This is a genomic window from Polaromonas sp. P3_A5 (assembly GCF_056403055.1).
This window is the reverse complement of the sequence record NZ_JBFUGF010000001.1, coordinates 2,543,849-2,568,104: the sequence shown is the minus strand read 5'-3', so window position 1 is coordinate 2,568,104 and position 24,256 is coordinate 2,543,849. Positions and strand designations below refer to the sequence as shown.

Genomic DNA, 24,256 nt, shown 5'->3' with positions numbered 1-24,256 from the left:
CAGGTCACGCCCTGGAAGGCGTGCTGGCGGGCGCCGCCGCGGCGCGCAGTTGCTGGACCACGACTTCGCGCTTGCTGGCCAGGTGGCCCAGCAGCACCTTGCGCATGGCGGCGGTGTCGCGCGCAGCCAGTGCGTCAATCATCAGCTCGTGTTCATTCACGGCTGACTTCCATTTTTCTTCGTCCTGGTTGGAGCGAAAGCGCAGCGCCTGCAGGCGCGCGTTGACCTGCCGGTAGGTGGTGGTGAGCACCGGGTTCTTCGCGGCCGCGTTGATGGCGCTGTGAATGGCGGAGTTGAGCCGGTAGTAGTTGGGCAGGTCGCGGCGCGTGTAGGCGGCCATCATTTCAAAGTGCATGGCCTTGATTTCGGCCAGCTCATCGTCGGTGATGCGCTGGGCGGCCAGTTCGCCCGATTGCGCCTCCAGCCCGGCCATGACCTCAAAGGTATTCAGCACGTCGGCTTCGGTGAGTTCCACCGCTATCGCACCGCGGTTGGGCAAGAGCTCGACCAGGCCCTCTGCGGCCAGCATCTTGATGGCCTCGCGCAGCGGTGTGCGCGAGACGTTCAAAACTTCGCTGAGTTCGCGCTCATTGAGCTTGGCGCCCGGGTGGATGCGGTTTTCAACCAGCATCTGGCGCAGGCGGTGCGCCACCTGTTCGTGAAGGGCAGCGCGGGGGATGGGAATGATTTCGGCGGCCATAAGCAAATTTTGTATGCAAAAAACAGGGGTGTCAAATCAATTTGTAACCCTTTGCTCTATTGACAAATGAATTTTGTATGCAAAAAATAGCGTCCTACTTCTGGAGTTTTTCGCCATGTTGACGCTTGACTTTCACCCCACCGGACGTCATTTTCTGCAAATTCCCGGCCCTTCGCCGGTGCCTGACCGCGTCCTGCGGGCCATGAGCCTGCCCACCATCGACCACCGCGGCCCCGAATTCGCGGCGCTGGGCCTCAAGGTGCTGGCCGACATCAAGAAGATCTTCCAGACCCAACAACCCGTCATCATTTACCCGGCCTCCGGTACCGGCGCCTGGGAAGCTGCACTTTCCAATACGCTGAATGCGGGTGACCATGTGCTGATGTACGAAACCGGCCATTTCGCCGCGCTGTGGCAAAAGCTGGCTGCGCGCCTGGGCCTCAAAACCGAAGTCATCGGCTACCCCGGCGCCGACGTCTGGCGCCATGGTGTCCAGGCCCATCTGATTGAAGAGCGCCTGAAGGCCGACACCCAGCACAGCATCAAGGCTGTCTGCGTGGTGCACAACGAAACTTCCACCGGCGTGACCAGCAACATTGCCGCCGTGCGCAAGGCGATTGACGCCGCCAGACATCCGGCCCTGCTGCTGGTTGACACCATTTCGGGCCTGGCTTCGGCCGACTACCGCCACGACGAGTGGGGCGTTGACGTCAGCATCAGCGGCTCGCAGAAAGGCCTGATGCTGCCGCCCGGCATCAGCTTCAACGCCGTGTCGGCCAAGGCCATCGAAGCCAGCAAAAAGGCCACGCTGCCCAAAGCCTTCTGGGCCTGGGATGAAATCATCGAGATGAACAAGACCGGCTACTGGCCGTCCACCCCCAACACCAACCTGCTGTACGCCCTCAGCGAAGCCTGCGACATGCTGCTGGAGCACGGCCTGGAAACCGTGTTTGCGCGCCACCAGCGCTGGGCTGTCGGCGTGCGTGCGGCGGTCAAGGCCTGGGGCCTGCAGATCCAGTGCGCCGATGCGGCCGTGTATTCGCCGGTGCTGACCGGCGTCATGACACCTGAAGGCATCGACGCCGACGCAGTGCGCAAGATCATTTACGAACGCTTTGACTGCTCACTGGGCACCGGCCTGGGCAAGGTCAAAGGCAAGATGTTCCGCATCGGCCACCTGGGCGACTGCAACGACCTCACGCTGATGGCGGCGCTGAGCGGCTGTGAAATGGGTCTGAAACTTGCGGGCGTCAAACTCGCGGGATCGGGTGTGCAAGCCGCCATGGACCACTTTTCCAGCCATGCGGCTGTGGTGCCGCAGCGCAAGGCAGCCTGATCACCCGCTGCGCACGACCGCAGGGTGTTACGTCAAACGGTCATCAAAATTCCATAAATTACCGAATCAAAAAGGGAAACCATGCAACGCAGAACCTTTATCAGCGCGACGGCGGCCACAGCCGCCATGGTGGCGTCACCCATGCTCAGGGCGCAAACGCTGCCCAGTGGGCCGGTGCGCATTGTGGTGGGTTTCCCGCCCGGCGGCGGCACCGACGCGCTGGCGCGCGTGGTGGGCCAGAAGCTGTCCACCATGTGGAACACCTCGGTCATCATTGAAAACAAGAGTGGCGCGGCCGGCGTGATTGCCGCCGACTACGTGGCCAAGCAGGCCGGTGACGGCAACACCTTGCTGATGGCCCACATCAACAGCCACGCGCTGGCGCCAGCACTGGGCATCAAGCTCGGCTACGACGCTGATCGCGACTTCGTGCCCATCAGCATGGTCGGCGTCACGCCCAACATGCTCATCTGCAATGCCGACCAGCCCGCCAAAACCGTGAAGGACCTGGTGGCCTTGTGCAAGGCCAAACCCGGCCAGATCAGCTTTGCTTCTGCGGGCGGTGGTTCGGCCCAGCACTTTGCACTGGAAATGTTCAAGCTTCAGGCAAAGATTTTTGCGCTGCACATTCCTTATCGCGGCTCCGGCCCGGCGCTGGTCGATCTGATCGGCGGGCAGGTCAACTACTGCTTTGAAACCATGACCTCGGCCACGCCGCATGTCAAAAGCGGCAAGGCCATCGCGCTGGCGCAAACGCGCCTCAAGCGCGCCAAAGGCCATCCCAATGTGCCCACCATGGCCGAGTCCGGTTTCCCGGGTTTCGAAGCCACCGTGTGGTACGGCCTCATGGGCCCTTCAAAGATGCCGCCGGCCATGGTCCAACGCATGAACGAAGACGTCAACAAGGTACTGGCCATGTCTGACGTGCAGGAAAAGATGGACCAGTATGGCGCCGAAGACGGCGGCGGCAGCACCGAAAAATTTGCGGCCTTCATCAAGATGGAGCAAAAGAAGTGGGCGCAGGTGGCCCAGCAGGCCAAGGTCAGGGTCGACGCCTGACATACACCGCGCACCGGAAGCACAAGCCGGCCTTGGGCCGGCTTTTTTATTGACACCAATTTTTTCACAAGAGGGTAGGGATTCGTTTCATGAAAGTTGTTAATTTTTCAAAGGGCGGCCGTTTTCTGGCCGCTTTTTTTCTGGGTCTGGCCGCCTCGGCCGCTTCGGCCGACATCGTGCTCGGCCACTCGGGTGACCTCTCTGGCAATAGCGCCGCACTGACGACCGACTATGTGCGCGGCATGAACGCGTACTTTGATGACATCAACAAAAAAGGCGGCGTTCGCGGCGAGAAGATCAAACTCGTCAGCTTGGACGACGGCTTTAATCCCGACAAGACGGCCGAGAACACCAAGGCCCTGATCGAAACCCAGAACGCCGTAGCGCTGGTGGGCTATCGCGGCACGGCCAACATGCTGAAGATTGTGCCCCTGGTGCAGGCGGCCGGCATTGCGGAGATCGGCAACACCAGCGGCGCAAAGTCGCTGCGTGAACCGTATGTGTCCAACCTGTTCCACGTGCGCGCCAGCACCACCGACGAGATCGAAGCGGCGGTCAACCACGCGTGGACCATCGGCATCAAGAAAATCGGCGTGATGTACCAGGACGACGCTTTCGGCAAGGAAGGCCTGGAAGCCCTGAACGCCGCCATGCAAAAGCGCGGCGCAACGGCTGCTGCCGTGGCCCCGGTGCCGCGCGGCACGGTTGACGTTGCCAAAGCTGCCGAGGTGATTGCCGCGGCGCAGCCGCAAGCCGTGATTTTGATCGGGCAGGCCAAGCCCAATGCGGCGTTCATCCAGGCTTTTCGCGCCAAGGGCGTGACCGCCCAGTTCATGGTGCTCAGCGTGTCGTCCGGGCTGCATGCCGAGCTCAAGGATGCGGCAGCCGGCGTGATTGCCTCGCAGGTCGTGCCTTACCCGTTTACCGAGCTGGGCAACGCCGTCGTGCGTGAATACCAGACCGTCATCTCGTCCAACGGCGACAAGAAATTCAGCTACAACAGCATGGAAGGTTTCCTGAACGCCAAGCTGGTGGTGCGCGCGCTGCAAAAAACGCCGGCGCCGGTCACGCGCGCCAAACTCATCAGCACGCTCGAAACATTCACCAATGAAGACCTGGGCGGCTTTGCGTTGACTTACAGCAAGCAAAGCAATCTGGGTTCGCGCTTCGTGAATCTGACAATGATTCGCGCCGACGGCACCTTCGCCCGTTAGGCGCTTTCTTTACGCCGCCGGCGGCGGCGTCTTCGGTTCAAAGTCGCACCACGGTGCCACCGCGCATTGCCAGCACTGGGGCTTGCGCGCAATGCACACATAGCGTCCGTGCAGTATCAGCCAGTGGTGCGCATCCACCATGTATTCGGCAGGCACGCGCTTGAGCAGGCCCAGCTCGACTTCCAGCGGGTTTTTGCCGGGCGCCAGGCCTGTGCGGTTGCTCACGCGAAAGATGTGCGTGTCCACCGCCATCGTGGCCTCGCCAAATGCCGAGTTCAGCACCACGTTGGCCGTCTTGCGGCCTACGCCGGGCAGGGCCTGCAGTGCTTCGCGGCTGCGCGGTACTTTGCCGCCATGCTGCTCTACCAGAATCTGGCACGCTGCCAGCAGGTTTTTGGCCTTGGTCCGGTACAGCCCGATGGTGCGGATGTAAGACTCCAGGCGTTCCAGCCCCAGGTCAATGATGGCCTGCGGCGTGTTGGCCACCGGAAAAAGCTTGCGCGTCGCCTTGTTCACACCCACGTCGGTGGCCTGCGCGCTCAACAGCACGGCGGCCAGCAGCTCAAACACGCTGGTGTATTCCAGCTCGGTCACAGGCATCGGGTTGGCCGCCTTCAGCGTGGCAAAAAATGGGGCGATGTCTTCTTTTTTCATGCCTCGCAGTGTATCGGCGCGCGAAGGCCGGCGCGCGCAAACACCTGTCCGTGCAGCAAGATGCCGATAAACAAAAACGGGAAAATGGGGAAATGGGAAAATGGGGAAATGGGGAAATGGGGCAGGGCGCTCAGGCCGCCATGCGCGGCACGTCCCACACCGAGCTGGACGGCGCACCGGCCCGGTCCAGCTGGTCGCGCATCGTCTGCCATATGGCGTTGCAGTTGTCGGGCGTGGCAACGCCCCCGACGACATACTCCAGCTGCGCAGCCTTTGCCATCTCCTGCATGCGCTGGTGGGTCGCGGTGTCGCGGGCAACCCCCACCAGCACCGGCTTCGCAGGCAGGCCGTCGCAGGCGGCGATCATGCGGTCCATCAGCGCATTGTCAAACTTGGCCGCGCCGCAAAAGAGCATCACAAAATGCGGCCACTCCGGAAGGAAAGCCCGGCGAAGCCCGTGCGTCAGGCCGTTGCGCGCCACGGCAATCAGCCGGCATGGGTAGCCGCCTTCCATGAAGTCGACATACTCGCTGCTGCCGTCAAAGTCTGTCTCGCCGGCAAAGCGCCGTTTTGCGACCACCCCGCCCGTCTTTTGGGCCAGCCAGCCCACCATGTCGAAAGCCTCGGTGCCGCTGGCCGAGCAGATGCCCATGCGGTGAAAGGCTTCGGGGTCTGCGAGTGCCTGCGCCTGGGCAAGTTGCATGGGTGCCGACAGGCGGCGAAGCACCGAGGAGGGCGAATACTGTTTGCCCTTTTCAAGTTGCTCCCGCAGGGCCATGACCCGGCGGCCGAAATAAACCGCCGACTCGGTGGCCTGCGACATCGCCATGGACCACGGTGTCGGCAAAAGCCGCCGCCCCTTGCTGGTGTGCAATGTATGGGGTGAATGGTGGCGCGGGTCGTGTTGCACAACATGCTGCAGCAAGTCCCGCACTGCCGCCGAAGGCCCTTCGACCCAATGCACAAACCAGCCGCTTTGGTAATGCAGCACTACGTGCAGACCGAGGGGCGTGTTGTGGCGCAGCGACTCCGTGCGGATGTTTTCCATCTGCGCGAAGATGCCTTCCCGCATGTTGCACATGCTCGCCGTCACCACGCGCTCAACCTCCGTCTCTCCTGGAGCGGCGACATATGGCGCTACGTTGGGCGCCGTGTCCGGCGCTGCGTTGTTGGTCATGAATGCATCCTGCCTTACAACCGAAACGCACGTCAATCCTTTGGCATTGAAACCAAATGTGAACGAGACAGAAGTAGTAGTCCGGAGAGCCATGGTCCTACACAGGGGACCCAAATGGGTACGTGGTGACGCAGTTACCATGCAAGCCTTCCCGGCAACAGGCCGTGACAGCCAGGCCTGCTACGGGTGACTACTGTTGCCCGCAAACCATGAACTCACCTAGCATCACCCGCATGATCCCCATGAAACTTCACACACCTTTGCGTATTCTGGTTGCCGCGTTCACGGCAGTGTTGCTGGCCAGTTGTGCCGCAGCGCCCGGCGCTACCGCGCCATCGCAAGCCGCTGCACCGCGGCCCAAACTCGTTGTCTTCCTGGTGGTGGACGGGCTGCCGCAGCGCCAGGTGCTGGACTACCGCGACCAGCTCGCGCCCGATGGCCTGGCACGCTTCCTTGACCGCGGCGCCTGGTTCGCCAACGCGCATTACGGCCATGCTTTCACCGTCACCGCGGCCGGCCACGCCACCATGCTCACAGGCGCTTATCCGCATCGCACCGGCATCATCGGCAACGACTGGCGCGACCCCATCACCGCAGAGCCGGTGTACTGCACCGGTGACACCACGGCCACTTACATCGACCACCAGACCAATGCACTCGACGGCACAAGCCCCAAGAACCTCAAGGTGGAAACGGTGGGCGACGTGCTGCGGCGGGTAGACAGCCGCTCAAAAGTGATCGGCATCTCCGGCAAAGACCGCGGCGCCATCCTGCCCGCCGGCAAAACCGGCACGGCCTATATGTACATGGGTGCCACAGGGCAGTTTGCGTCCAGCACGCACTACATGGCCGCGCATCCGGGCTGGGTCAATGCCTTTAACGGCCAGAAGCTGGCCGACCGTTACTTCAAGACCGAATGGAAAGCCCTGCTGCCCGAGGCCGCCTATGCGCGCTCTGTGCCCGACCAGCAAAAATGGTTTGGCCCCGCCGGCGGCGGTTTGCCAGCCATGTACGGCGCGCCCGACGACACGGCGCCCGGACCGCGGTTTTACAGCTCGCTGCTGCGTGGTCCTTTTGTCGATGCCATGTCGCTGGAGTTTGCCCGCGCGGCCATTGCCGGCGAGCAGCTGGGGCAGGACGACATTCCCGACATCCTGTCGGTCAGCCTGTCGGGCCACGACTACGTGAACCACGCCTACAGCGCCGAGTCACGGCTGTCGCACGACCACCTGCTGCAACTCGACCGCATGCTGCAGGCCTTCTTCCAGGACCTGGACGCCCGCGTCGGCAAAGACAACTACCTCGTCATGCTGACGGCCGACCACGGCTTCATGCCGTCACCTGACTACCTCGCCAGCCAGGGCCGTGAGGCCGGTCGCGTCAACAGCAGTCAGGTGCTGTGGCGCGTCAACACCGGCCTGGAAAAACGGTTTGGCGAAGGCAAATGGACGGCGGGATTCTCCGGCTCCAGCTTGCTGTTCGACAAAAAACTCATCGCGCAAAAGCAGGCAGACCCGAATGCCCTGGCAGAAGAAGCCCGCACGCTGCTGCTGGCAGAGCCCGGCTTTGCTGCGGCCTATACCCGTCGCGAACTGGCAAGCGCAAGCCGTGCCGGTGCGCCATTTTTCGATCAGATCCGAAAATCCTGGCACGCCGATGTATCGGGCGACGTGCAGTATTCACTCAAGCCCGGCTGGATGTTCGGCAACACGGTCGCCACCCACGGCTCACCGCATCCGTATGACACGCAAGTGCCCATCCTGATGTACGGCCCCGCCTGGATAAAGCCCGGCCGCATCGATGCGCGGGTGGAAGTGGTGGACATCGCGCCCACGCTGTCGCGCCTGCTGCGCATTGCGCCGCCTTCCGCGGCCGAGGGCAAGTTGTTGCCGCTACAGGGGCTGTAGGGCCCCAGGCCCGGCTTTAAAAACCAGTCGCCGGCGCTACAGCGCCCGCACGGGCACGCAGAGCCAGCAACTGAAGGTGCCGGTCTTCGGGTCCATCACGAAGTCTTCTTCATACAGCTCCAGGGCCGGCTTGTTCTCTGGCTGGTAGCCGCTTTGCGGCAGCCACTCGGCGAACATGTGCGTCCAGGCTTCGTGCACTTCGTTGCCCGGCTTGCCGGTAAAACGGCCGCAGGCATAACGCCCGCCGCCAAAGTTTTGCACGCCTGTCTCGCCTTGCGGTTTGAAAGCCTCGTTCACCTCAATGCATGCGTCGTAGCGGCATTTTTCGGCCGGCGTGATCTCGGGGTTGTCCTGGCTGATGCCGTACATCCTGGGGCGCGGGTTCATGTGGCCGTGCTGGCCGCACCAGGCGACAAAGCGTTGCCACAGCTGCGCCACGCCGTCGCCGTAAGGGCCGGTGTTGCGCATGTAAGCCAGGCGCATGGCAGGAATGGTCTTCAGTTCAATGTGCATGCTCAAACCTCTTTCAGATAAAACCGGCCCCACGGGCCAGAGGGTTCTATCTTTAAACAATGCCATGAGGGAGTCTTGATTCATCTTGTGATTGCCTTGATGAATCTTGCTAAGTTCACGCTGCTGGCGCGCTGCCCAGTCGCGCCAGCCGCCGCGCCGCCAGGCCGTGGGCGTTGTGCCGAAATGGGCGCGAAAGGCACGGCTGAAAACCTCGGCCGACGCAAAGCCCGTGTCGAGCGCGATTTGTAGCGCGGTCTGCGGTGTAAAAATGAGTTGCTGGGCTGCCGACTCCAGCCGCAGGCGGCGCACGCAGTCAGCCAGGGTTTCACCCGTGACCGCCTGAAACACGCGGTGAAAGTGCCAGGGCGAAAAGTGAGCCACATCGGCCAGCGCTTGCAAGTCCAGCGTGCCGGCCAGATTGGCGCTGACGTGGTCTACCACCCGGTTGATGCGGGCGATATAAGTGCGGCGGGCCGCGGGGTCAAGGCCGGGCTCCGTCATGGAAGTTCAGCCACAAACTTTTCAGCCTGCGCCAACATGCCGCGGCGTATGGCCGTGAACACCGCCTTGGGGAAATCTGCCGGCAGCTGCGCGGCCACGCGCTCCAGCGCGTACGGCACCTGCAGCACCAGCGCCACCATCTGGTCGAAGGCGCCCGGCACACCGCTTTGCCGCGCCAGCGCTTCCCAGTGGCGGGTGCGGATTTCGTGCAAATGGTAGTGCGCGTTTTTGCTGCGCAAGGCCATGGCCAGTTTGGCGCGGCGTGGGCTGATCTGGTTGGGCCCGTTGCCGATGATGGGCCAGGCCGACAGCACGTCGTACAGCGGCGTCATGCGAAAGCTGCCGCCGCGCTCCAGAAAGATCGAAAAATTCTTGGCATGGCCGTCAGTGGCGGCCATGATCCAGAAGGCCAGCTGGACCTGCGCGAAATGCAGAAGATCGGCGCGGGCATTGCTGCTTCCGCTCAGCAAGTCCAGCCCTGTGCGAATGCCTGGGCCGCCGTCGCTTTCATACTTGAGGTCACCGGGCGTCCCGGTGGCTTGGCAGAAATCCTCTTGCGGCAGGCGGGCGATCCATTGGCCGCCGTCCATCCGGCGCCTGTCAAAGCGCTCCACGATCAGCACCTTGCGCCGGCCGAAGCGGCCCATTTGTGTGGGCGCGACCTCAAACCCCAGTTCACCCAGCAGGGCGGCGCAGAGCCATTCGTTTTCCACCGAGTCCGACATGTCGGCGCGCATATTGCCGACCAGGCCCAGCGGTAGTTTGAAGATGTGCGTGGTGGGTGTAGAGCCCGACGGCAGGTGCCAACGCTGGCCAATGCGCAGCAGCGCTGTCTTTTCCTGAGCGCCGGCAATGGATATCCGGAAATCGTCCGCCAGCGAGGCGCCTTCCACACCGTCCCCGGTTACGTCACCCAGCAGCGTCTCCACCTGGCTGTCGGTCAGTGCCGTGCTGTCGATGCGGTCGTGCGGCGGTGGCCGCTGGCCCTGTGGCAGCAGCTGCAGCGCGCCCACGCAATCCCGGCCGATGGCTGCCAGCAGGTCGGCCGCGCGGATTGAAGAAGTCCCAAAGCGGCGGCGCAGCCGTTCGCGGATGCGGCTGCTGTCGGGTAACAGGTTGTCAAAGTAGTGCTCTACCTTGGGGCCCATCACATCGCCGCCCCCGGCCGGCATGGGCAGTGAAACCGACAGCGGCCGCGCATGGGGCGACTGCGGCCAGCTTTGGTCATAACGAAAACCCGGCGTGCCGGTTCGCGTCCAGAACCACAGGCCCACATGCTGGCCGTTCATCCACACGTCAAGATCGGCAAATGCCATGGGCCACCTTTTTAAACTGTTTCGTCATGCTTTCCCAAGCGCTTTCCCCGGTTACCAATCGGCTGTGGGGCTGTTCGCGGTGGGGGCGGGTGGGGTGTCAGTCTCGGCATACCGCCGCAAGTCTGCCAGCAGCAGTCGCGCGTCCAGCGCATGCAGCACCTGAAGCAACTGGTCGAGGCTCACCGCACCGGGGTTTTTTTCAATATCGGCCATGCGGACCTGCTTGACGCCTATGCGCTCACCCAACGCGGTCTGCGTCAACCCGCGTGCTTTTCGCAGCGATTTCAAATGCACTGACAGCTGTGCTGATGTCTGAACGGGAAAGGTTTGAAGCGTGCTCATGGATACCGCCTTTGAGTGATATCTGCATAATATCGTTTTTAGGCAATATTGTCAAAATATCGCTCAAGGGCGATCAAATGGCCAGGCTTGTACCGTCCCCGCCAGCATCCGTGTTTTGCGAAGCCTGTGGCCTGTCAACAGTCCCTAGGTCGCCTTGCGTATGGTGCCCTGCGCCGCCGCGCACAAGGTACGCTCTTGCCCGCGCAGCACAAAAATATCGCATCGGCATACCGCCTGGGTCTTGCCACTGCCCACCACCGTGGCTACGGCCAGCAGGCGGTCGGCATCTTTGGCCGGCCGCAGGTAGTTGATCTTGAACTCTGACGTGACAGAGTCGCCCAGTACCGAGCCGCCCGCAAACGTCAGTGCGTTGTCCGCCAAATAGGACAATACACCGCCATGCACAAAGCCGTGCTGTTGCAAGAGGCCGGGCACCACAGGCACCGACAGCTCCGCGCCGCCGGGCGCAAAGGCATCCAGCTGCGCGTTCAGCATCGCGCTGAAGGGCTGTTGGCCCAGCACCTGACGGCCCCAGGCCAGCAAGTCAGCGGGCATGCTGGCTGCGCGAAAACGGCGGGGTCAAGCGCCTGCCGCCCGACACCAGCCAGCGCAGCAGGCGTATGTAGGCCGGCCAGGGCACCTGCCGTGGCTCGTTGCCCAGCGAGAGCTGCGCCTGCGACAGCACGTCTTCCACGCAAACATCGTGCAGGGGGCCAATCACCAGCGGCCACAAGAGCAGGCCAGTGCCGCGTGTGTTCATCTCAATGCGGTGCTCCAGCACGCAATGCGCAGGCGTGGCCTCAAGCACCTCAAAGCCGTGCCAGCCGTCAAACCCCGCCGGTGCGGTCAGGCGAAACCGCACAGACTGCCCCGGTGTGTAGGCCTCCACCACATAGCGGATGGGCCCGTGCCCACCGATGGCGCCCACGGCCAGCGGCTTGTCGAACTTCAGGCGCGGCCAGACCTTGCCGGGCCACAAGGCATCGGCCGGCGAGCCCAGCGAATCAATCAGCGCGCCCACCTGCTCCGGGCTGGCGTGCAGCAGACGTTGATGAACATTGACGACTTTCATGCAGCTACTCCTTGTTGAAATCGGGAAGGTGTTTCAGGGGGCCATGGCCATCCAGGCCGCGTGTTCCAGTGCGGCCCTCACTTTGGGTGTGACGGCCGGGGTGGGCTGGCTGACCCAGCCCTGCGTAAGCGACATCGCCGGTGAAAACATCAGCGCCATCCACAGGTGAAAAGGCATGGCCCGCATCTCGCCGGCCTCCACCTGCTGCGCCACCCAGGCCCTCAGCGTGGCAAAGGCCTGCTCATTGGCCGCGTCGATCTCGGCGCCGCCTGCCATGTCGCCGCCGCGCCGCAGCGTGTGCAGCAGCCGTGCCTGGTCGGGGTGTTGCAGCACCCACTGGATGTACGCGCGCATCAGGCCCTTGACGCCGGCCTGGGCAGAGGCCTTGCCGCTGATGGGCTGCATCAGCGCCCCATGGAAATCGCGCAGCGTGTGCGCATACAGCGCATCGGCCAGTTGTGCCTTGGTGGGAAAGTGGTGGTACAGGCTGCCGTTGCTCACGCCCGCCTCCTGGCGAACCATGTCCATCGACGCGGCCGTGAAGCCGTGCGCCAGGAACACCTTGGTGGCGGCGTCCAGCAGGCGCTCCCGGGTGGAGAGGGCGGCAGCGGCAGGGGGTGTGGCAGAACTCATGACTAGAGTATTACTCTAGATTGATACTCTGTCAACTTCCCTGCGACCGCAGGGCAACCGGCAGGCCAGGCCGCAGGAAACCTGCGCGCAAATTGGCGACAATACAAAACAGAAAGCGAGACCCCCATGCCACTGCAATTTGCCGACCGCCTCAACAACGTTGAAACTTCCGCCATCCGCGAACTCTTTAAATTGCTGGGCAAGCCCGGCATCGTCAGCTTTGCCGGCGGCTTTCCGGACCCCGCCATGTTCGACGTGGCCGGCATCCAGGAGGCCAGCAACAAGGCCCTGAACGAAGAGCCCGGCGGCACGCTGCAATACGGCGCCACCGAAGGCTACGGCCCGCTGCGCGAACAGCTCGCCGCCTTCATGGCCACCAAGGGCGCCAAAGACGTCGCCCCCGAAAACCTCATCGTCACCACCGGCAGCCAGCAGGCGCTTGATTTGCTCGGCAAAACCATGATCTCCCCCGGCGACAAGGTCATCGTCGAAGGTCCCACCTTCCTGGCCACCATCCAGTGTTTTCGCCTGTACGGCGCAGAACTCATCAGCGCACCGATTGATGCCAACGGCGTCAAAACCGACGAGCTCGAACAACTCATCGCCCAGCACAAGCCCAAGTTTGTGTATTTGATTCCCACCTTCGGCAACCCCAGCGGCGCACTGCTCAACCTCGAGCGCCGCAAGAAGGTGCTGGAGATGGCCGTTAAATACCAGACGCTGATCGTCGAAGACGACCCGTATGGCGACCTTTACTTCGGCGAGGCACCACCACCCTCACTGCTCGCCCTGAGCGCCGGCGTGCCCGGCAGCCGCGAGCTGCTGGCCCACTGCGGCTCACTCAGCAAGGTGCTGAGCCCAGGCCTGCGCGTGGGCTGGATGATCGCCCCCGCCGAGCTGCTGGCGAAAGCCACCATGTGCAAGCAGTTCAGCGACGCCCACACCAGCACCTTCGCCCAGGCCACCGCCGCGCAATACCTCAAGGCCGGCCGCATGCCCGCCACGCTGACCCATGTGCGCAAGGTATACGGCGAGCGCGCCAACGCCATGGGCGCAGCGCTCAAGCGCGAGCTCGGCGACGCGATTGAATTCACCCAGCCGCAAGGCGGCTTGTTCTTCTGGGCACGCCTGACGGGCGCAGGCGGCAAAAGCAAAGACGCCGGCGAGTTCGCCAAAAAAGCGATTGAACAGCTCGTGGCCTTTGTGCCCGGCGCGCCGTTCTACGCCAGCAACCCGGACCTGGCCACACTGCGGCTGAGCTTTGCCACCGCGGATGTGGCGAAGATTGAAGAGGGTGTGGGGCGGTTGGGCAAGGCGCTTTGATGAGATAGCCTGAGGTCAGCTGGGTGGGTTGGGCGGGGTAGATAAGCAAAAAATAGATAAGCGGTGGAGGGGAAAAAATGCGCTTCGTTAAAACATGGGCTTTGGTTTTTTTGCTTGCGAGCCAAAGCGGCTTCGTATGGGCGGGGGATGCGGTTCGGGCTTTCGCTTCGGAACTGATGCTTCATGAAAGCAAGCAGGTGATGCAGCCAGACCGCCCGCTGAAATATTCAGATCCGGAGGGTGGTGCCGCGTTGCGCGCATTGCTGGCGCCGGCAAGGGCCAAAGTCGTCATGGACGACTATTTTGTGGAATTTCCAAAAAGTATTGGCCAGCCGGACATTCCGAAACTGATCGGGCCTCTCGTCAAGCGCTATGAGAAAGCTTTCAATGCAGACCCCCGCGCGTATGAAGAGGAATACCTCGATGCCTTGAACTGGATGGTCATTCCTATCGAAGGCGCCAGCAAGGCAGCCTCCACAAACATGAAAGAAAACGCGGCAGCAGGCGGACCCGATGCGGAAGCCGCGCAAAAAATTCTTGAGACATTGCAAGGTCTTTCAGACAGCATGATGAAACTTGTTGCGCAAAGCATCAGGGACAAGGCCAACAGCGGCGTCTATAGCCCAGCGGGCAAAGCGCGTGCACTTTCCATGGCTGACCGTGTGGTTGCCACCCTGCGACCTGCGCCGTCAGCGCAAGCCCGATTCGCCCAGCAGGCACCCGCCGCGGCAGTGAGCCCCCGCGACATCGAAGAACGCTTTTCGCGCCAGTCGCTCTTGGCCCCAGATGCGCTGGAACAGTTGCAGCGCTGCAATGCTGGTCTTCCGCGGCAACGCTATGAGGAACTCGTTGAAAACACCCAAAAGGGCAAAACCGTCACCGGCTTTATGGGGCAGGCGGGCGCCTCTAAGCTGGTGGGAATCGCGGACCAGTTCTGGACCTGCATCGGCTTCAGCCCTGCCGGGCATGCCATCTTGCCGGTGGAAGTCTTGCGCAACACGGTCGTGACGGTCGGCGCCACCCGCGCCGGCCTTGTCAATTGGCGGCGCCAGTTGTTGGCGGAACTGGCCACTTACGGAAAAGCCCAGGGCCTGATTGAGCTGCGCAGCGGCAACGCCTACGCGGTGTCCTATACGCTGACTCGCGATGGCGGGGTGACCTTGTCCTACGACTCCTCGCTGTTGAAGCCAGGCAGCTACAACAGGGCCGACTACAGGGCCGTGATTTCAGAGCCGCCCATTAGCAACGTGATGACCCGCTACGTCGGGGAAAGCAAGACAAAAAGCGGCGCCACGCTTCTGGCTCCGCTGGCGCGTGCGCCGCTCACCAGCGACGGCTACATCCCGATCGTCGGAACCGCGGCTACCGCAGCGGCCAACTTTGCAGGCAGCGTATGGAAGTCGGAGGCGTTGCAGGTGCCGGGAAACATACTCCGCCTGAACCCGGACGGCGTTGCCATTTACCAGATGCCCAGGTCGTCAGACACCGGCCAGTGGAAGGTGGCTGGCAACGTCTTGCAGGTGTCTTTGAAATCTGATGTTCATTACTCGCTTGCACTCACCGAAGACGGCCGGTTTTTGCAAGGAGAGCTTCGCCGGCAAGAGCTCCCACGGCCCGTCCACATACCCGGTGTCCCTGTGATTCCCCAGGATGATGATTTCGATCCCGAACTGCGCTTCAAGATATCGCGGCTGTACCGCGAGTCTGATACCGAACAAGAAAAAGTCGTTACCGCCAGGCGAGATGCGGCAAAGCAATCTGCCGGCCTTGCTGTGCAAAAGCTGGTTGCCAGGGCCGAAGAGCAAAAGACGCAGATACTGGCCGAAACCTCCGAGCAAGAGGCCAAAGAGCAGGCCTTCGAAACCGCCCGCAGTGGCAAGCCAGAAAACACATGGCGAGTGTGTTCTGGCTCTCTGTATTCCGACCTCCTGACTGCGAAGTTCACCTCCGCGGCGACGGCTGCAGAATTTTCCGGCAAAAGCGTCGGTGAGATTTGCTATGCATGGCTGGGCACGCGCAAAGAGTGGAAGGCCACCATTCTTCAGCAGGGGTGCAACGGCCGTTGCGCGATGCAGTGAGGGGTGCATGACGTACAACTGGCACAGTACAGCTCGCAGTACAACCAGTGCGCGCCGCGCCCGCATAGGCGTAACACACACGCGCTTTCGCACTTTGGCCGAGTCCTTTGCGAGTACCTGTATCCGCGGGCGGTGTCGCACGATAGATCGACTAATTAAAAAAGGCGCTTATGAGTGACTACCAGCCGGATCCTTTCACCAACCCCGGGCCACCAGGCGGCGGTATGAATGGAAACGCTTACCCCGCGCCACCCCAATTGCATTGGGCTTTGGTGCTGCTGTTTACGCTCCTCACGCTTGGGGTCTTCATGATCGTCTGGATGTTCGTCCAATCCACCTGGGTGCGAAAAATCAATCCGGCGTCGAATGCGACCACCCAATTCGTCATTTATGTCCCGCTGGCCATCTTTGCCCAGATACTGTTTGAAGGCTCAGACAACCTCAAGGGGGTTGGTTTTCTCTTGATGCTCGTGTCGTATGTGATCTTCTATTTCGGGGCTTATTCCATCCGCAGGTCCATGCTGAATCACTACAGCAGCGTTGAACCCATGCAGCTTGAGCTTTCAGCGGCCATGACTTTCCTCTTCAGCACCTTCTATTTGCAGTACCACATGACCCGTATTGCGCAATGGAAAGCCGCTTCCAGGTTGGCCATATAGCAGCTCCCGGGCCTGTTTACCTTCATGACTCCTGCCGACGCGCACAGCGCTACCCACGCCAGCATTTCCCCCGCCGTCCGGCGCTCCATTCTTCTTCTTTCATTTGGCACCTTTGCCAGCATGATGGCCCAGCGCATTTGCGACGCCATGCTGCCCGAGCTTTCGCGCGTGTTTGCCGTCAGCCTGGCCCAGGCCGCGCAGGTCGTGTCGATATTTGCCATGACATATGGCGCATCCCAGCTTTTTTACGGCCCGCTCGGCGACAGGCTGGGCAAGTTTCGCGTCGTCACCTTTGCCGCGCTGGGCTGCAGCGTTGGCAGCCTGCTGGCCGTGTTTGCGCACAGCCTTGATGCGCTGCTGTTTGCGCGATTGCTGATGGCGCTGGGCGCCGCGGCGCTGATTCCGCTGGGCATGGCCTGGGTGGGCGACAACGTGCCCGCCGACCAGCTGCAGGAAATGCTCACGCGCACCGGCCTGGGTAGCACGCTGGGCATTGTGTGCGGCCAGTTAATTGGCGGCCTGCTGACTGATGCATTGGGCTGGCGCTGGTCCTTTGTTTTTATGACCGTGCTGTTTACCGTGGTCGGTACGCTGATGTACCTTGACCTGCGCCGCCAGAATGCCGCGCAGCGCGCCGAGGGCAAAGACCCGGCTGCTGCACCCCGCCAGCCTGTGCAGCGCACCCATTTCGTCACGCAAGCGCTGGAAATCATTACCGGCCGCTGGTCACGCGTGGTGCTGATCATGGCGGTGATAGAGGGCGCCGCCGGCTTTGGCGTGCTGGCCATCTGGGCTTCGCACCTGCACCATGCCCTGGGCTTGTCGCTCTCGGTGTCAGGCGCCATCGTGGCACTGTTCGGCCTGGGTGGCGTCGGGTACATGGCCGCAGGCCGCCCGTTGATACGCCGCTTCGGCCAGCAAGGCCTGGTGATTCTGGGCGGTGCGATGCTCGGCATCAGCGCCCTGGTGCTGGCCTACACCCCGCACTGGGCCCCGGCCATTCCGGCCAGCCTGGTGGGTGGGTTTGGCTTTTTTATGTTCCACAACGTGATGCAGGCCAACGCGACGCAGATGGTGCCCCATGCGCGCGGCACGGCCGTCTCGATGTTTGCATCTTTCCTGTTCCTGGGCCAGTCCATCGGCGTGGTGCTGGCTGCAAGTTTGATCGCCCGCATTGGGAGCAGCGCAGTGGTGGCGCTGGGCGGGGCGGTGATGGCGGCGGAGGGGGTTTACTTTGCCTGGGTGCTGAGAAGGCGAGACAGCAAGGCATCTTTGCAAGTCAAATAGACTCTGGAAAACTTCAATTGAAAGTATCGAATATGACCCACTCGTTTTTCAGTGCTGGAATCATCACACTGATGGTGCTCGGTTTTACCCCTGCGGCTCATGCCCAACTAGCGGTTGCTTCAGGAAACTATGAGAACGATCTCGGCCAGTTGTATGGCGCAGCTCAATCGTTGGGAGCCATCAAAGACCTGTGCGCTGAAGAATTTCCTGAGCACAAGGCAAAAAATGAAGCCGCTTACGCCGCTTGGCGGGCAAGGTCGGCGCCCCTTCTGCAAGAAGTGGAAAGCAATATGTCGGCCATGATTGAGCGGGAGACCAAAGGTGATCGCGCGAAGGCCGACGCGGTTCGCGCGCAGCTCGATCGAAGGATTGTTGAGTTCAAGGCTAATCAGAGGCGCACTGTGTTTTCGAGCGACCCCGCGCGAGCCCGAGAGCGTTGCGCCGCCTATCCTGCGCTCATTACTTCTCCAACCTGGGACTTTGAGAAATCCATGGCGGGGCAAGTTGCCACCATGCGCAAAGGCCCAGTGAAGCCTTAGCAACCGGGCTAAGAAGGCGGCGTGGGCACGTGGCATCGGCCGTCTCGATGTTTGCTTCTTTCCTGTTCCTGGGCCAGTCGATTGGCGTGGTGCTGGCTGCCAGCTTGATCGACCGTATTGGGAGCAGTGCGGTGGTGATGCTGGGTGGGGTGGTGATGGCGGTGGAGGGGGTTTACTTTGCCTGGGTGTTGAGGCGGCGGGATCGCGTGACCCAAGAAAAATGATCGCGCAGCATCCCTGCATACTCGGATACATGGTTAACCGCTAGTAGCGAAAATCAATCGCTGCGATGATTGCTGCCATACTCTTTAAAGACTGAGTTAAAAGTGACCAATATCGCATGTAGCAATGTCTTTGTAATTACAAATGAGGAGCCCAGAGAATGCCTTCAGATCTAGCACCTACGAAGCTTGCAAAAAAAAATAGCCTCCCCCTTGAAGAACTCACTGCTGACAGCCAAGGGAGTGGAATCGAGGCCGAGCCGGAAGAAGAGGAGGAGATACGTGCACCCTTTGATCCGACACTTATTGATGTCATAACTCATCAGCGCACAATTGATTTACTTATGTCGCGACTTGATCATGGCGAGATCAACTTATCGCCTGACTTTCAGCGACGGGCTAATTTATGGCGAGATCCTAGAAAAACGGGTCTTATCGAATCAATCCTGTTGCGTATTCCTATTCCCTCACTATATGTTTCTGAAGATAAAGAAGGAAACTATGAGGTTGTAGATGGTTTGCAGCGACTGTGCGCCATTGCTCACTTCGTTAAGGTCGACAGTCTTAATAAAGCGTTGAAGACGCAACTTGATCCATTGAGGCTAACGGGGCTTCACTCACTTAAGAATGAGCTGGATGGACGCACCTTTGAGGAACTTTCCCGAGCGCTGCAAAGGCGCATCCGAGAAACCGAACTCACATTACATGTAATTCGGGCAGGCACACCTCAGAACGTAAAGTTCAATATCTTCTCTCGGATTAATCAGGGGGGGTTGCCGTTAAGGGCTCAGGAAATCAGGAATGCAATTTATCCTGGATTGTGGCGCGACAGGGTTCGTGCGATGGCTTCTTGCGAGGAATTTCAGACTGCGACAGAAGGAAAAATTCGTGGTGAGCGTCTTGAAGATCATGAATTGGTTTTGAGGTTTGTAGCGACGTACTCTTTGGGGCGTAGAAAAAAGAGAGATCCGGTAGAGAACTTAGACGACTTTTTAAACAACTTCGTGGAAAAGCAAGCTCCCAACCTTACTCCGCAAAAATGGGCAGATCTTGAACGAGCATTTCGCCGTGCGTTAGAGGCTGCACCTCGAGTTTTTAAGCATTTAGCTTTTCGTAAATTTTCAGCTGCTGGTGCTTCGAGGCATCCGATTAATAGGGGTTTGTTCGAGACTGAAATTGTGGCACTTGCCGCACTTACCCCGGTGCAAATAGAGAAACTCGCCAAACACTCGAATAAGGTAATCGCGAAGTTTGGTAAGAAGTTCGAAAATGACGACGTATTCGTAAGCGCTCTACTGTATGCCACAGGGCGGGGATCGTCCTCGAATGCCCGGTTAGATGCAATTAATGAGATATTTCGCGAGGTACTAAATGCTTAGTTCAATTAGCCTTTCGAACTTTAAAGCTGCACGAAAACTTGAAATACCTCTCAAGGCGCTGACTTTGCTCTCGGGGTTGAATGGCTCGGGGAAAAGTTCGGTACTTCAAGCCATCGCGTTGATAAGACAGTCATATCAACATGGAAAAAGTGGGGGACTTGAACTCGGAGGGCCTCTGGTGCCACTTGGAAAAGGTGCCGATGTACTAAGCGAGTCTGCAACAGACGATGTCATCTCAATAGAAATCCTTGAAGAAGGAAGATCTTATGCATGGGTCTGTCATGCATTTTCAGATGCCAGTCTTCTTCCCTACATGCGCGCTCCATCGGAAGTGCAAAGCTTCATTTCTTCTCCAAATTTCCAATATTTGCAGGCAGATCGAATAGTGCCTAGCACTCTCTATCCCCAGGCTGACCCCTACGCAGGCAGCACTGGATTTCTGGGTAATCACGGCGAATTTACGATTGACTACTTATCTTCACACGCAGGTGACTCTGTATCTGAGCGTCGACGAGTAAGTCAGGACGGAAAAACTACTCCTCTATTGAGTCAAATTGCCGCAACTAATTCTCTTCTGGATCAAGTCGCTGGTTGGTTACAAGAGATAAGCCCAGGAGTACATCTTCAGGCGGACCGCTTGAAGGGGACAGACAACGTTATTTTGCAGTTCCGATATCTTGGAATGACTCGTGGACGTAGTCGTGCTCACCGACCTACCCATGTAGGATTCGGCATCACTTACGGGCTTCCAATTCTTGTCGCGTGCCTTGCTGCTCAACCTGGAAGTTTGCTGCTTTTAGAAAATCCCGAAGCGCATTTGCATCCACATGGACAAGCCAAATTAGGCGAGTTATTGGCTCTATGTGCGGCAGACGGCGTACAAATTATTCTTGAGACCCACAGCGATCACGTCTTGAATGGAATAAGGCTCGCGGTTAAACGAAAAGCTGTAGCAGCTGAAGATCTTCAGCTAGCCTTTTTTACGCGTGAGGTAACCACCGGTGAATGTTATGTGGAGCTCCCTTCTGTGCAGGCCGACGGGCAACTCAGTAACTGGCCGGGTGGTTTTTTTGACGAATGGGAAAGAAGTCTTGATGAACTTTTAAGGTGATTCAATGCCAATGCATCTTTACTTTAATGAGCTTTCAGCACCTCAAGCTGACATTACGGTAGGACCACTGACAGCTTGGAAGCCCTGGGCCATGGATTTAGCACGAGCATTGGTTGATGTTGGTTCTTGGCATGACGATTTGTTTTTTGGATTCGTTAGTGGAGCTTGGCATGAAATTTATGCGAATAAGCCATTTCATGTATGGATAGAGAGCTGGATTGGTCGTGATTTCTACAGAAAATTGGTCTTTCGGATTAGAAACCTAGACCCTAATGATGAGTTAACGCGGCAAGTGTATTTTTCAGATAGCGCTGCCATAGGCGCAACGCATGCGCACCAAGCGCAAACCTGGGTTATTAGTTTCGGTGGTGTCGACTCGCAATGGCGCTTGCCTTCGGTTGAAGGCGTTGAGCATGTCCTGTCTGCGAATGGCGAATGGACTCAGGACGCATGCAAGATAAGAAATATTTGTGACTCGACTAGTGCTGACCTATGGAGGGCAGATATTTTAGATTGGGGTAAACAAATATCTAATTCTGCTGAAATATCCTCAATACATGGGTTCCCAATTCACATGTATTCGGCGCCCTCTGAGCATGGCGTTCCTCACGTACATCTCGTTGATCCAAATACTAAATTGACGATTGCAAAATATAGAGTGAGTCCCTTCGAGAGGATGGAGGGGAAGCCTACACATGACATAGAAGCGAAGGCGTTCGTTACTCTGCATCGTCAAAGTTTGCTGAATTCTTGGGCCCGATGTATGGCTGGCGGTCATCCCTACAAGATTGTCTAAGCAATGGAGACAAAAGATAAGGTTGTATCCCGGGTACCGAGCTTTTCGATAATTCGGTTCCCGTATAAGTAGCGGCTCGACGATTTCTTCGAATTCTCACCCCGTCTTCACCACCGTCACAAACTCCGTCCCACTCTCAGGCAGCCAGACCTCCCCAGGCCGGCCCAATATCTGCCGCACGCTCGCCCCAGCACGCGGCAGGGTGATCACCTCGAACTTCTCTGTCGCCGGGTCAAAGCGCAAGAGGGCGTTGGAGCTCCACTCTGACGCCCAGACGATGTCTTTGTGGTCAACATACACGGCGTAGATGTGCGGTTCGGTGCCGGGTGCCTTCCAGGCGCGCCAGCTGCTAGGGCCTGAGCCCAGCGCCGGGTCGTGCATTGAGAGGTTGCCGCTGTTCCATTCTGATACCCAGATGCGGCCCCTGCTGTCTGACCAGACGCGGCGGGCGCCCTGGCGGGGGGTGGGTGGCTCGACGATGCGTGACTCGCCTGTCTTGCGGTCGAGCTGCGCGATGAATGAGCCGGCCAGCGAACACCACCACACGTCGCCTTTGGGTGTGGCGCAGATGCCGTAGGGGCCGCGGCCGCGGGGGGACTCTTTCACGGTGACTGTGCCGCTGCGCACATCGACCTTGCCGACGTAGCCGCTTTGCCCGGTGAACCAGAGGTTGCCTTCGCCGTCGAAGGCGCAGGTGTTGAGATTGGCGTATGGCGTGCCGGCGGGCAGGGGGAAGACCTTGACTTCGCGCGAAGGCCAGGCCACGCGGGCAATCGCGTTTTGCCCGCCGTCGGTCAGCCAGGCTGCGCCGTCAGGCCCGGCAATCACGCCGTGGGGCGATGAGCCGCTGCCCAAAGCCACCAGGTCTGACTTGCCGGTGCGTGGGTCAAACCAGCCGAGGTGGCCGCTGCGCTGGGCCGAGAACCACACGCCGCCATCAGGCGCGGGGGCGATGTCGTGAATGCCGGTGAAGGTGCGGGCGTTGAGCGGCCACGATTGCAGGCGCACGGTGCCGGGTGTTTGCGCATGTGTGATACCCGGCAGGCTTAGGCCGGCGAGGCCCGCCAAGCCAGGCAAGGCCGCCAGCGCGGTGCGCCGGTTGACCTGTGTTGGGTCAATCTGTATTGAGTCAGATGGCGGAGAGGGGTGAAGCGAAGACGAAGAAGAAAACTGATGAGCGGGCGTCTGCAATGCCATGGCAAATACCTCCTGCACATGATGGGCATGCGCTGAACACGGTGAAGGGGTGTGTCTCTGGCATTTTGGCGGCAATGTGCGCCGCCATCAAGCTCACTTGTCTGTACTCAACTCATGCACGCGGTCTGCGTTGGTGGTGCTGCGGGCGCCCTTGAGGTGCAGCTCTACGTTGGCGGCTTTGTCGCCCACGGCGGCGATGGCTTCACGGAGCTGGTCGTTGGTCACGTCCAGCTTCCTCATCCACTGTTCGGTGCCGGGTTTGTCGTTCAGGTTGATGCGGTCGGGCTGTACGCCTGGCTGCTGGTGGGTACTCGTCATGGTGGTCCGCTCCTTTCCAGCTAAGGTAAAAGACCACATTAACGCGCTCAGAACCATACGTTTGTAGGCCATTGCCGACATCAGCAAGGGGTGAATGCAGGTCGCATCGTCGGCCAATAACCGCTATGCGGCCATTGCCGGCGGGAAATGGCCGAAAAACGGCGAGAAGACGCGCCCGCTACGGCGGCGTGCGGCCCTTTGCTACGCCTACTTGCCGGCCTGCGAGACCAGCACGGGCTTTTCGCGGTAGACCTCGGGCATCACGGTTTTGAGGTTTGCGATCTTGGGCAGGTCGAACCGCGCAATGTAGGGCTGGTTGGGGTGCAGGGTGGCGTAGTCCTGGTGGTAAGCCTCGGCGGGGTAGAAGGCGGCGAGCGGCGCGAGCTGCGTCACGATCTTGTTCGGGAAGGCCTTGGCGGCATCGAGCTGGGCGATGTAGCTTTCGGTCACCTTCTTTTGCTCGGCGTCTTTGTAGAACACGGCTGAGCGGTATTGCGTGCCGCTGTCGGGGCCCTGGCGGTTGAGTGTGGTGGGGTCGTGCGCCACAGAGAAGTAAATCTGCAGCAGCTTGCCGTAGCTGATTTTTTTCGGGTCGTAGGTGATTTGCACGGCCTCGGCGTGGCCGGTGCGGCCCGAGCCAATCTGCTCATAGGTGGCAGTGGCTTTGTCGCCGCCTGAATAGCCCGAGACGGCGTTGAGCACACCGTCGGTGTGCTGAAACACGGCCTGCACGCCCCAGAAGCAGCCGCCGGCAAACACGGCGGTGGCGGTGCCTGCCTGTGCGGTGGCTGTGGCGTCCACCGCAGGCGCGGGCAGCTTCACGGCTTTTTCTTCCGCGGCGCGGGCGCTGGTGCCCATGCCGCTGCCAATGAATGCCCACGCGGCCAATGCCACAGCACCCAGGGTGAAAAGGTATTTGTTCAT

The 24,256-nt window shown here is 60.1% G+C and carries 25 protein-coding genes; 13 read left to right on the top strand and 12 right to left on the bottom strand.

Annotation, left to right across the window (positions count from 1 at the left end):
* Positions 1-4: 4 nt before the first annotated feature.
* Positions 5-700 (bottom strand): GntR family transcriptional regulator, encoded by a 696-nt coding sequence (locus tag AC1DU8_RS12170; protein ID WP_457278771.1) that lies wholly within the window; start codon positions 698-700, stop codon positions 5-7.
* Positions 701-815: 115 nt separating this feature from the next.
* Here AC1DU8_RS12170 and AC1DU8_RS12165 point away from each other — a divergent pair, with 115 nt between their 5' ends.
* From AC1DU8_RS12165 to AC1DU8_RS12155, 3 genes are all read left to right on the top strand, one after another.
* Complete coding sequence (locus tag AC1DU8_RS12165; RefSeq protein WP_477670980.1) at positions 816-2,036, top strand: pyridoxal-phosphate-dependent aminotransferase family protein; 1,221 nt, start codon at positions 816-818, stop codon at positions 2,034-2,036.
* Positions 2,037-2,117: 81 nt separating this feature from the next.
* The gene (locus AC1DU8_RS12160) at positions 2,118-3,095 is read left to right on the top strand and encodes a Bug family tripartite tricarboxylate transporter substrate binding protein (protein WP_457278769.1); all 978 of its coding nucleotides are present in this window, start codon (positions 2,118-2,120) and stop codon (positions 3,093-3,095) included.
* 89 nt (positions 3,096-3,184) lie between these two features.
* Positions 3,185-4,309, top strand: a complete 1,125-nt coding sequence (locus tag AC1DU8_RS12155; RefSeq protein ID WP_457278768.1) for an ABC transporter substrate-binding protein — start codon at positions 3,185-3,187, stop codon at positions 4,307-4,309.
* Between the two features lie 9 nt (positions 4,310-4,318).
* On the opposite strand, the gene nth is transcribed toward AC1DU8_RS12155, so the two are convergent.
* The gene (gene nth / locus AC1DU8_RS12150; protein ID WP_477667147.1) at positions 4,319-4,963 is read right to left on the bottom strand and encodes an endonuclease III; all 645 of its coding nucleotides are present in this window, start codon (positions 4,961-4,963) and stop codon (positions 4,319-4,321) included.
* 130 nt (positions 4,964-5,093) lie between these two features.
* Positions 5,094-6,140, bottom strand: a complete 1,047-nt coding sequence (locus tag AC1DU8_RS12145) for a BLUF domain-containing protein (protein WP_477726804.1) — start codon at positions 6,138-6,140, stop codon at positions 5,094-5,096.
* A gap of 242 nt (positions 6,141-6,382) precedes the next feature.
* On the opposite strand from AC1DU8_RS12145, the gene AC1DU8_RS12140 reads away from it, so the two are divergent.
* Positions 6,383-8,047, top strand: a complete 1,665-nt coding sequence (locus AC1DU8_RS12140) for an alkaline phosphatase family protein (RefSeq protein ID WP_477726803.1) — start codon at positions 6,383-6,385, stop codon at positions 8,045-8,047.
* Between the two features lie 36 nt (positions 8,048-8,083).
* Here the strand turns inward: AC1DU8_RS12140 and AC1DU8_RS12135 are convergent, their stop codons facing one another.
* From AC1DU8_RS12135 to AC1DU8_RS12110, 6 genes are all read right to left on the bottom strand, one after another.
* Positions 8,084-9,061 (bottom strand): AraC family transcriptional regulator, encoded by a 978-nt coding sequence (locus AC1DU8_RS12135; protein WP_457278764.1) that lies wholly within the window; start codon positions 9,059-9,061, stop codon positions 8,084-8,086.
* On the bottom strand, positions 9,058-10,377 hold the full coding sequence (locus AC1DU8_RS12130; protein ID WP_477726802.1) for a type II toxin-antitoxin system HipA family toxin: 1,320 nt from the start codon (positions 10,375-10,377) through the stop codon (positions 9,058-9,060). The genes AC1DU8_RS12135 and AC1DU8_RS12130 overlap by 4 nt, the downstream gene beginning before the upstream one ends.
* Positions 10,378-10,428: 51 nt before the next feature.
* Positions 10,429-10,719 (bottom strand): helix-turn-helix domain-containing protein, encoded by a 291-nt coding sequence (locus AC1DU8_RS12125; protein ID WP_457278762.1) that lies wholly within the window; start codon positions 10,717-10,719, stop codon positions 10,429-10,431.
* Positions 10,720-10,863: 144 nt separating this feature from the next.
* A complete protein-coding gene (locus AC1DU8_RS12120) occupies positions 10,864-11,274 on the bottom strand; it encodes a PaaI family thioesterase (RefSeq protein ID WP_477726801.1) in 411 nt (136 codons plus the stop codon).
* Positions 11,264-11,791 carry an SRPBCC family protein gene (locus AC1DU8_RS12115; protein WP_477726800.1) on the bottom strand — a complete coding sequence of 176 codons (528 nt, stop codon included), beginning with the start codon at positions 11,789-11,791 and terminating at the stop codon, positions 11,264-11,266. The genes AC1DU8_RS12120 and AC1DU8_RS12115 overlap by 11 nt, the downstream gene beginning before the upstream one ends.
* A gap of 33 nt (positions 11,792-11,824) precedes the next feature.
* Positions 11,825-12,424, bottom strand: coding sequence for a TetR/AcrR family transcriptional regulator (locus AC1DU8_RS12110; protein WP_477688976.1), 600 nt, complete (start codon positions 12,422-12,424; stop codon positions 11,825-11,827).
* 132 nt (positions 12,425-12,556) lie between these two features.
* On the opposite strand from AC1DU8_RS12110, the gene AC1DU8_RS12105 reads away from it, so the two are divergent.
* The 9 genes from AC1DU8_RS12105 (at position 12,557) to AC1DU8_RS12065 (ending at position 21,817) form a co-directional block, all read left to right on the top strand.
* On the top strand, positions 12,557-13,747 hold the full coding sequence (locus tag AC1DU8_RS12105; RefSeq protein ID WP_477727050.1) for an aminotransferase-like domain-containing protein: 1,191 nt from the start codon (positions 12,557-12,559) through the stop codon (positions 13,745-13,747).
* A gap of 200 nt (positions 13,748-13,947) precedes the next feature.
* Positions 13,948-15,825, top strand: a complete 1,878-nt coding sequence (locus AC1DU8_RS12100; protein WP_477726799.1) for a hypothetical protein — start codon at positions 13,948-13,950, stop codon at positions 15,823-15,825.
* A gap of 170 nt (positions 15,826-15,995) precedes the next feature.
* The gene (locus tag AC1DU8_RS12095; protein ID WP_477726798.1) at positions 15,996-16,484 is read left to right on the top strand and encodes a hypothetical protein; all 489 of its coding nucleotides are present in this window, start codon (positions 15,996-15,998) and stop codon (positions 16,482-16,484) included.
* A gap of 24 nt (positions 16,485-16,508) precedes the next feature.
* Complete coding sequence (locus tag AC1DU8_RS12090) at positions 16,509-17,771, top strand: MFS transporter (RefSeq protein WP_477726797.1); 1,263 nt, start codon at positions 16,509-16,511, stop codon at positions 17,769-17,771.
* 32 nt (positions 17,772-17,803) lie between these two features.
* Positions 17,804-18,310: a hypothetical protein gene (locus tag AC1DU8_RS12085; RefSeq protein WP_477726796.1), complete on the top strand. Its 507-nt coding sequence runs from the start codon at positions 17,804-17,806 to the stop codon at positions 18,308-18,310.
* A 29-nt stretch (positions 18,311-18,339) separates the two neighbouring features.
* Positions 18,340-18,534 (top strand): hypothetical protein, encoded by a 195-nt coding sequence (locus tag AC1DU8_RS12080; protein ID WP_477726795.1) that lies wholly within the window; start codon positions 18,340-18,342, stop codon positions 18,532-18,534.
* A gap of 158 nt (positions 18,535-18,692) precedes the next feature.
* Positions 18,693-19,910, top strand: coding sequence for a GmrSD restriction endonuclease domain-containing protein (locus AC1DU8_RS12075; protein ID WP_477726794.1), 1,218 nt, complete (start codon positions 18,693-18,695; stop codon positions 19,908-19,910).
* Positions 19,903-21,021: a DUF3696 domain-containing protein gene (locus AC1DU8_RS12070; protein ID WP_477726793.1), complete on the top strand. Its 1,119-nt coding sequence runs from the start codon at positions 19,903-19,905 to the stop codon at positions 21,019-21,021. The genes AC1DU8_RS12075 and AC1DU8_RS12070 overlap by 8 nt, the downstream gene beginning before the upstream one ends.
* 4 nt (positions 21,022-21,025) lie before the next feature.
* Positions 21,026-21,817, top strand: coding sequence for a hypothetical protein (locus AC1DU8_RS12065; protein ID WP_477726792.1), 792 nt, complete (start codon positions 21,026-21,028; stop codon positions 21,815-21,817).
* Positions 21,818-21,913: 96 nt separating this feature from the next.
* Here AC1DU8_RS12065 and AC1DU8_RS12060 read toward each other — a convergent pair whose 3' ends face one another.
* The 3 genes from AC1DU8_RS12060 to msrA all read right to left on the bottom strand — a co-directional run bounded on the left by AC1DU8_RS12060 (position 21,914) and on the right by msrA (position 24,256).
* Positions 21,914-23,014, bottom strand: a complete 1,101-nt coding sequence (locus AC1DU8_RS12060; protein ID WP_477726791.1) for a Vgb family protein — start codon at positions 23,012-23,014, stop codon at positions 21,914-21,916.
* Positions 23,015-23,107: 93 nt separating this feature from the next.
* A complete protein-coding gene (locus AC1DU8_RS12055; protein ID WP_477726790.1) occupies positions 23,108-23,332 on the bottom strand; it encodes a DUF3606 domain-containing protein in 225 nt (74 codons plus the stop codon).
* Positions 23,333-23,539: 207 nt separating this feature from the next.
* Positions 23,540-24,256, bottom strand: a complete 717-nt coding sequence (gene msrA, locus AC1DU8_RS12050; RefSeq protein ID WP_477726789.1) for a peptide-methionine (S)-S-oxide reductase MsrA — start codon at positions 24,254-24,256, stop codon at positions 23,540-23,542.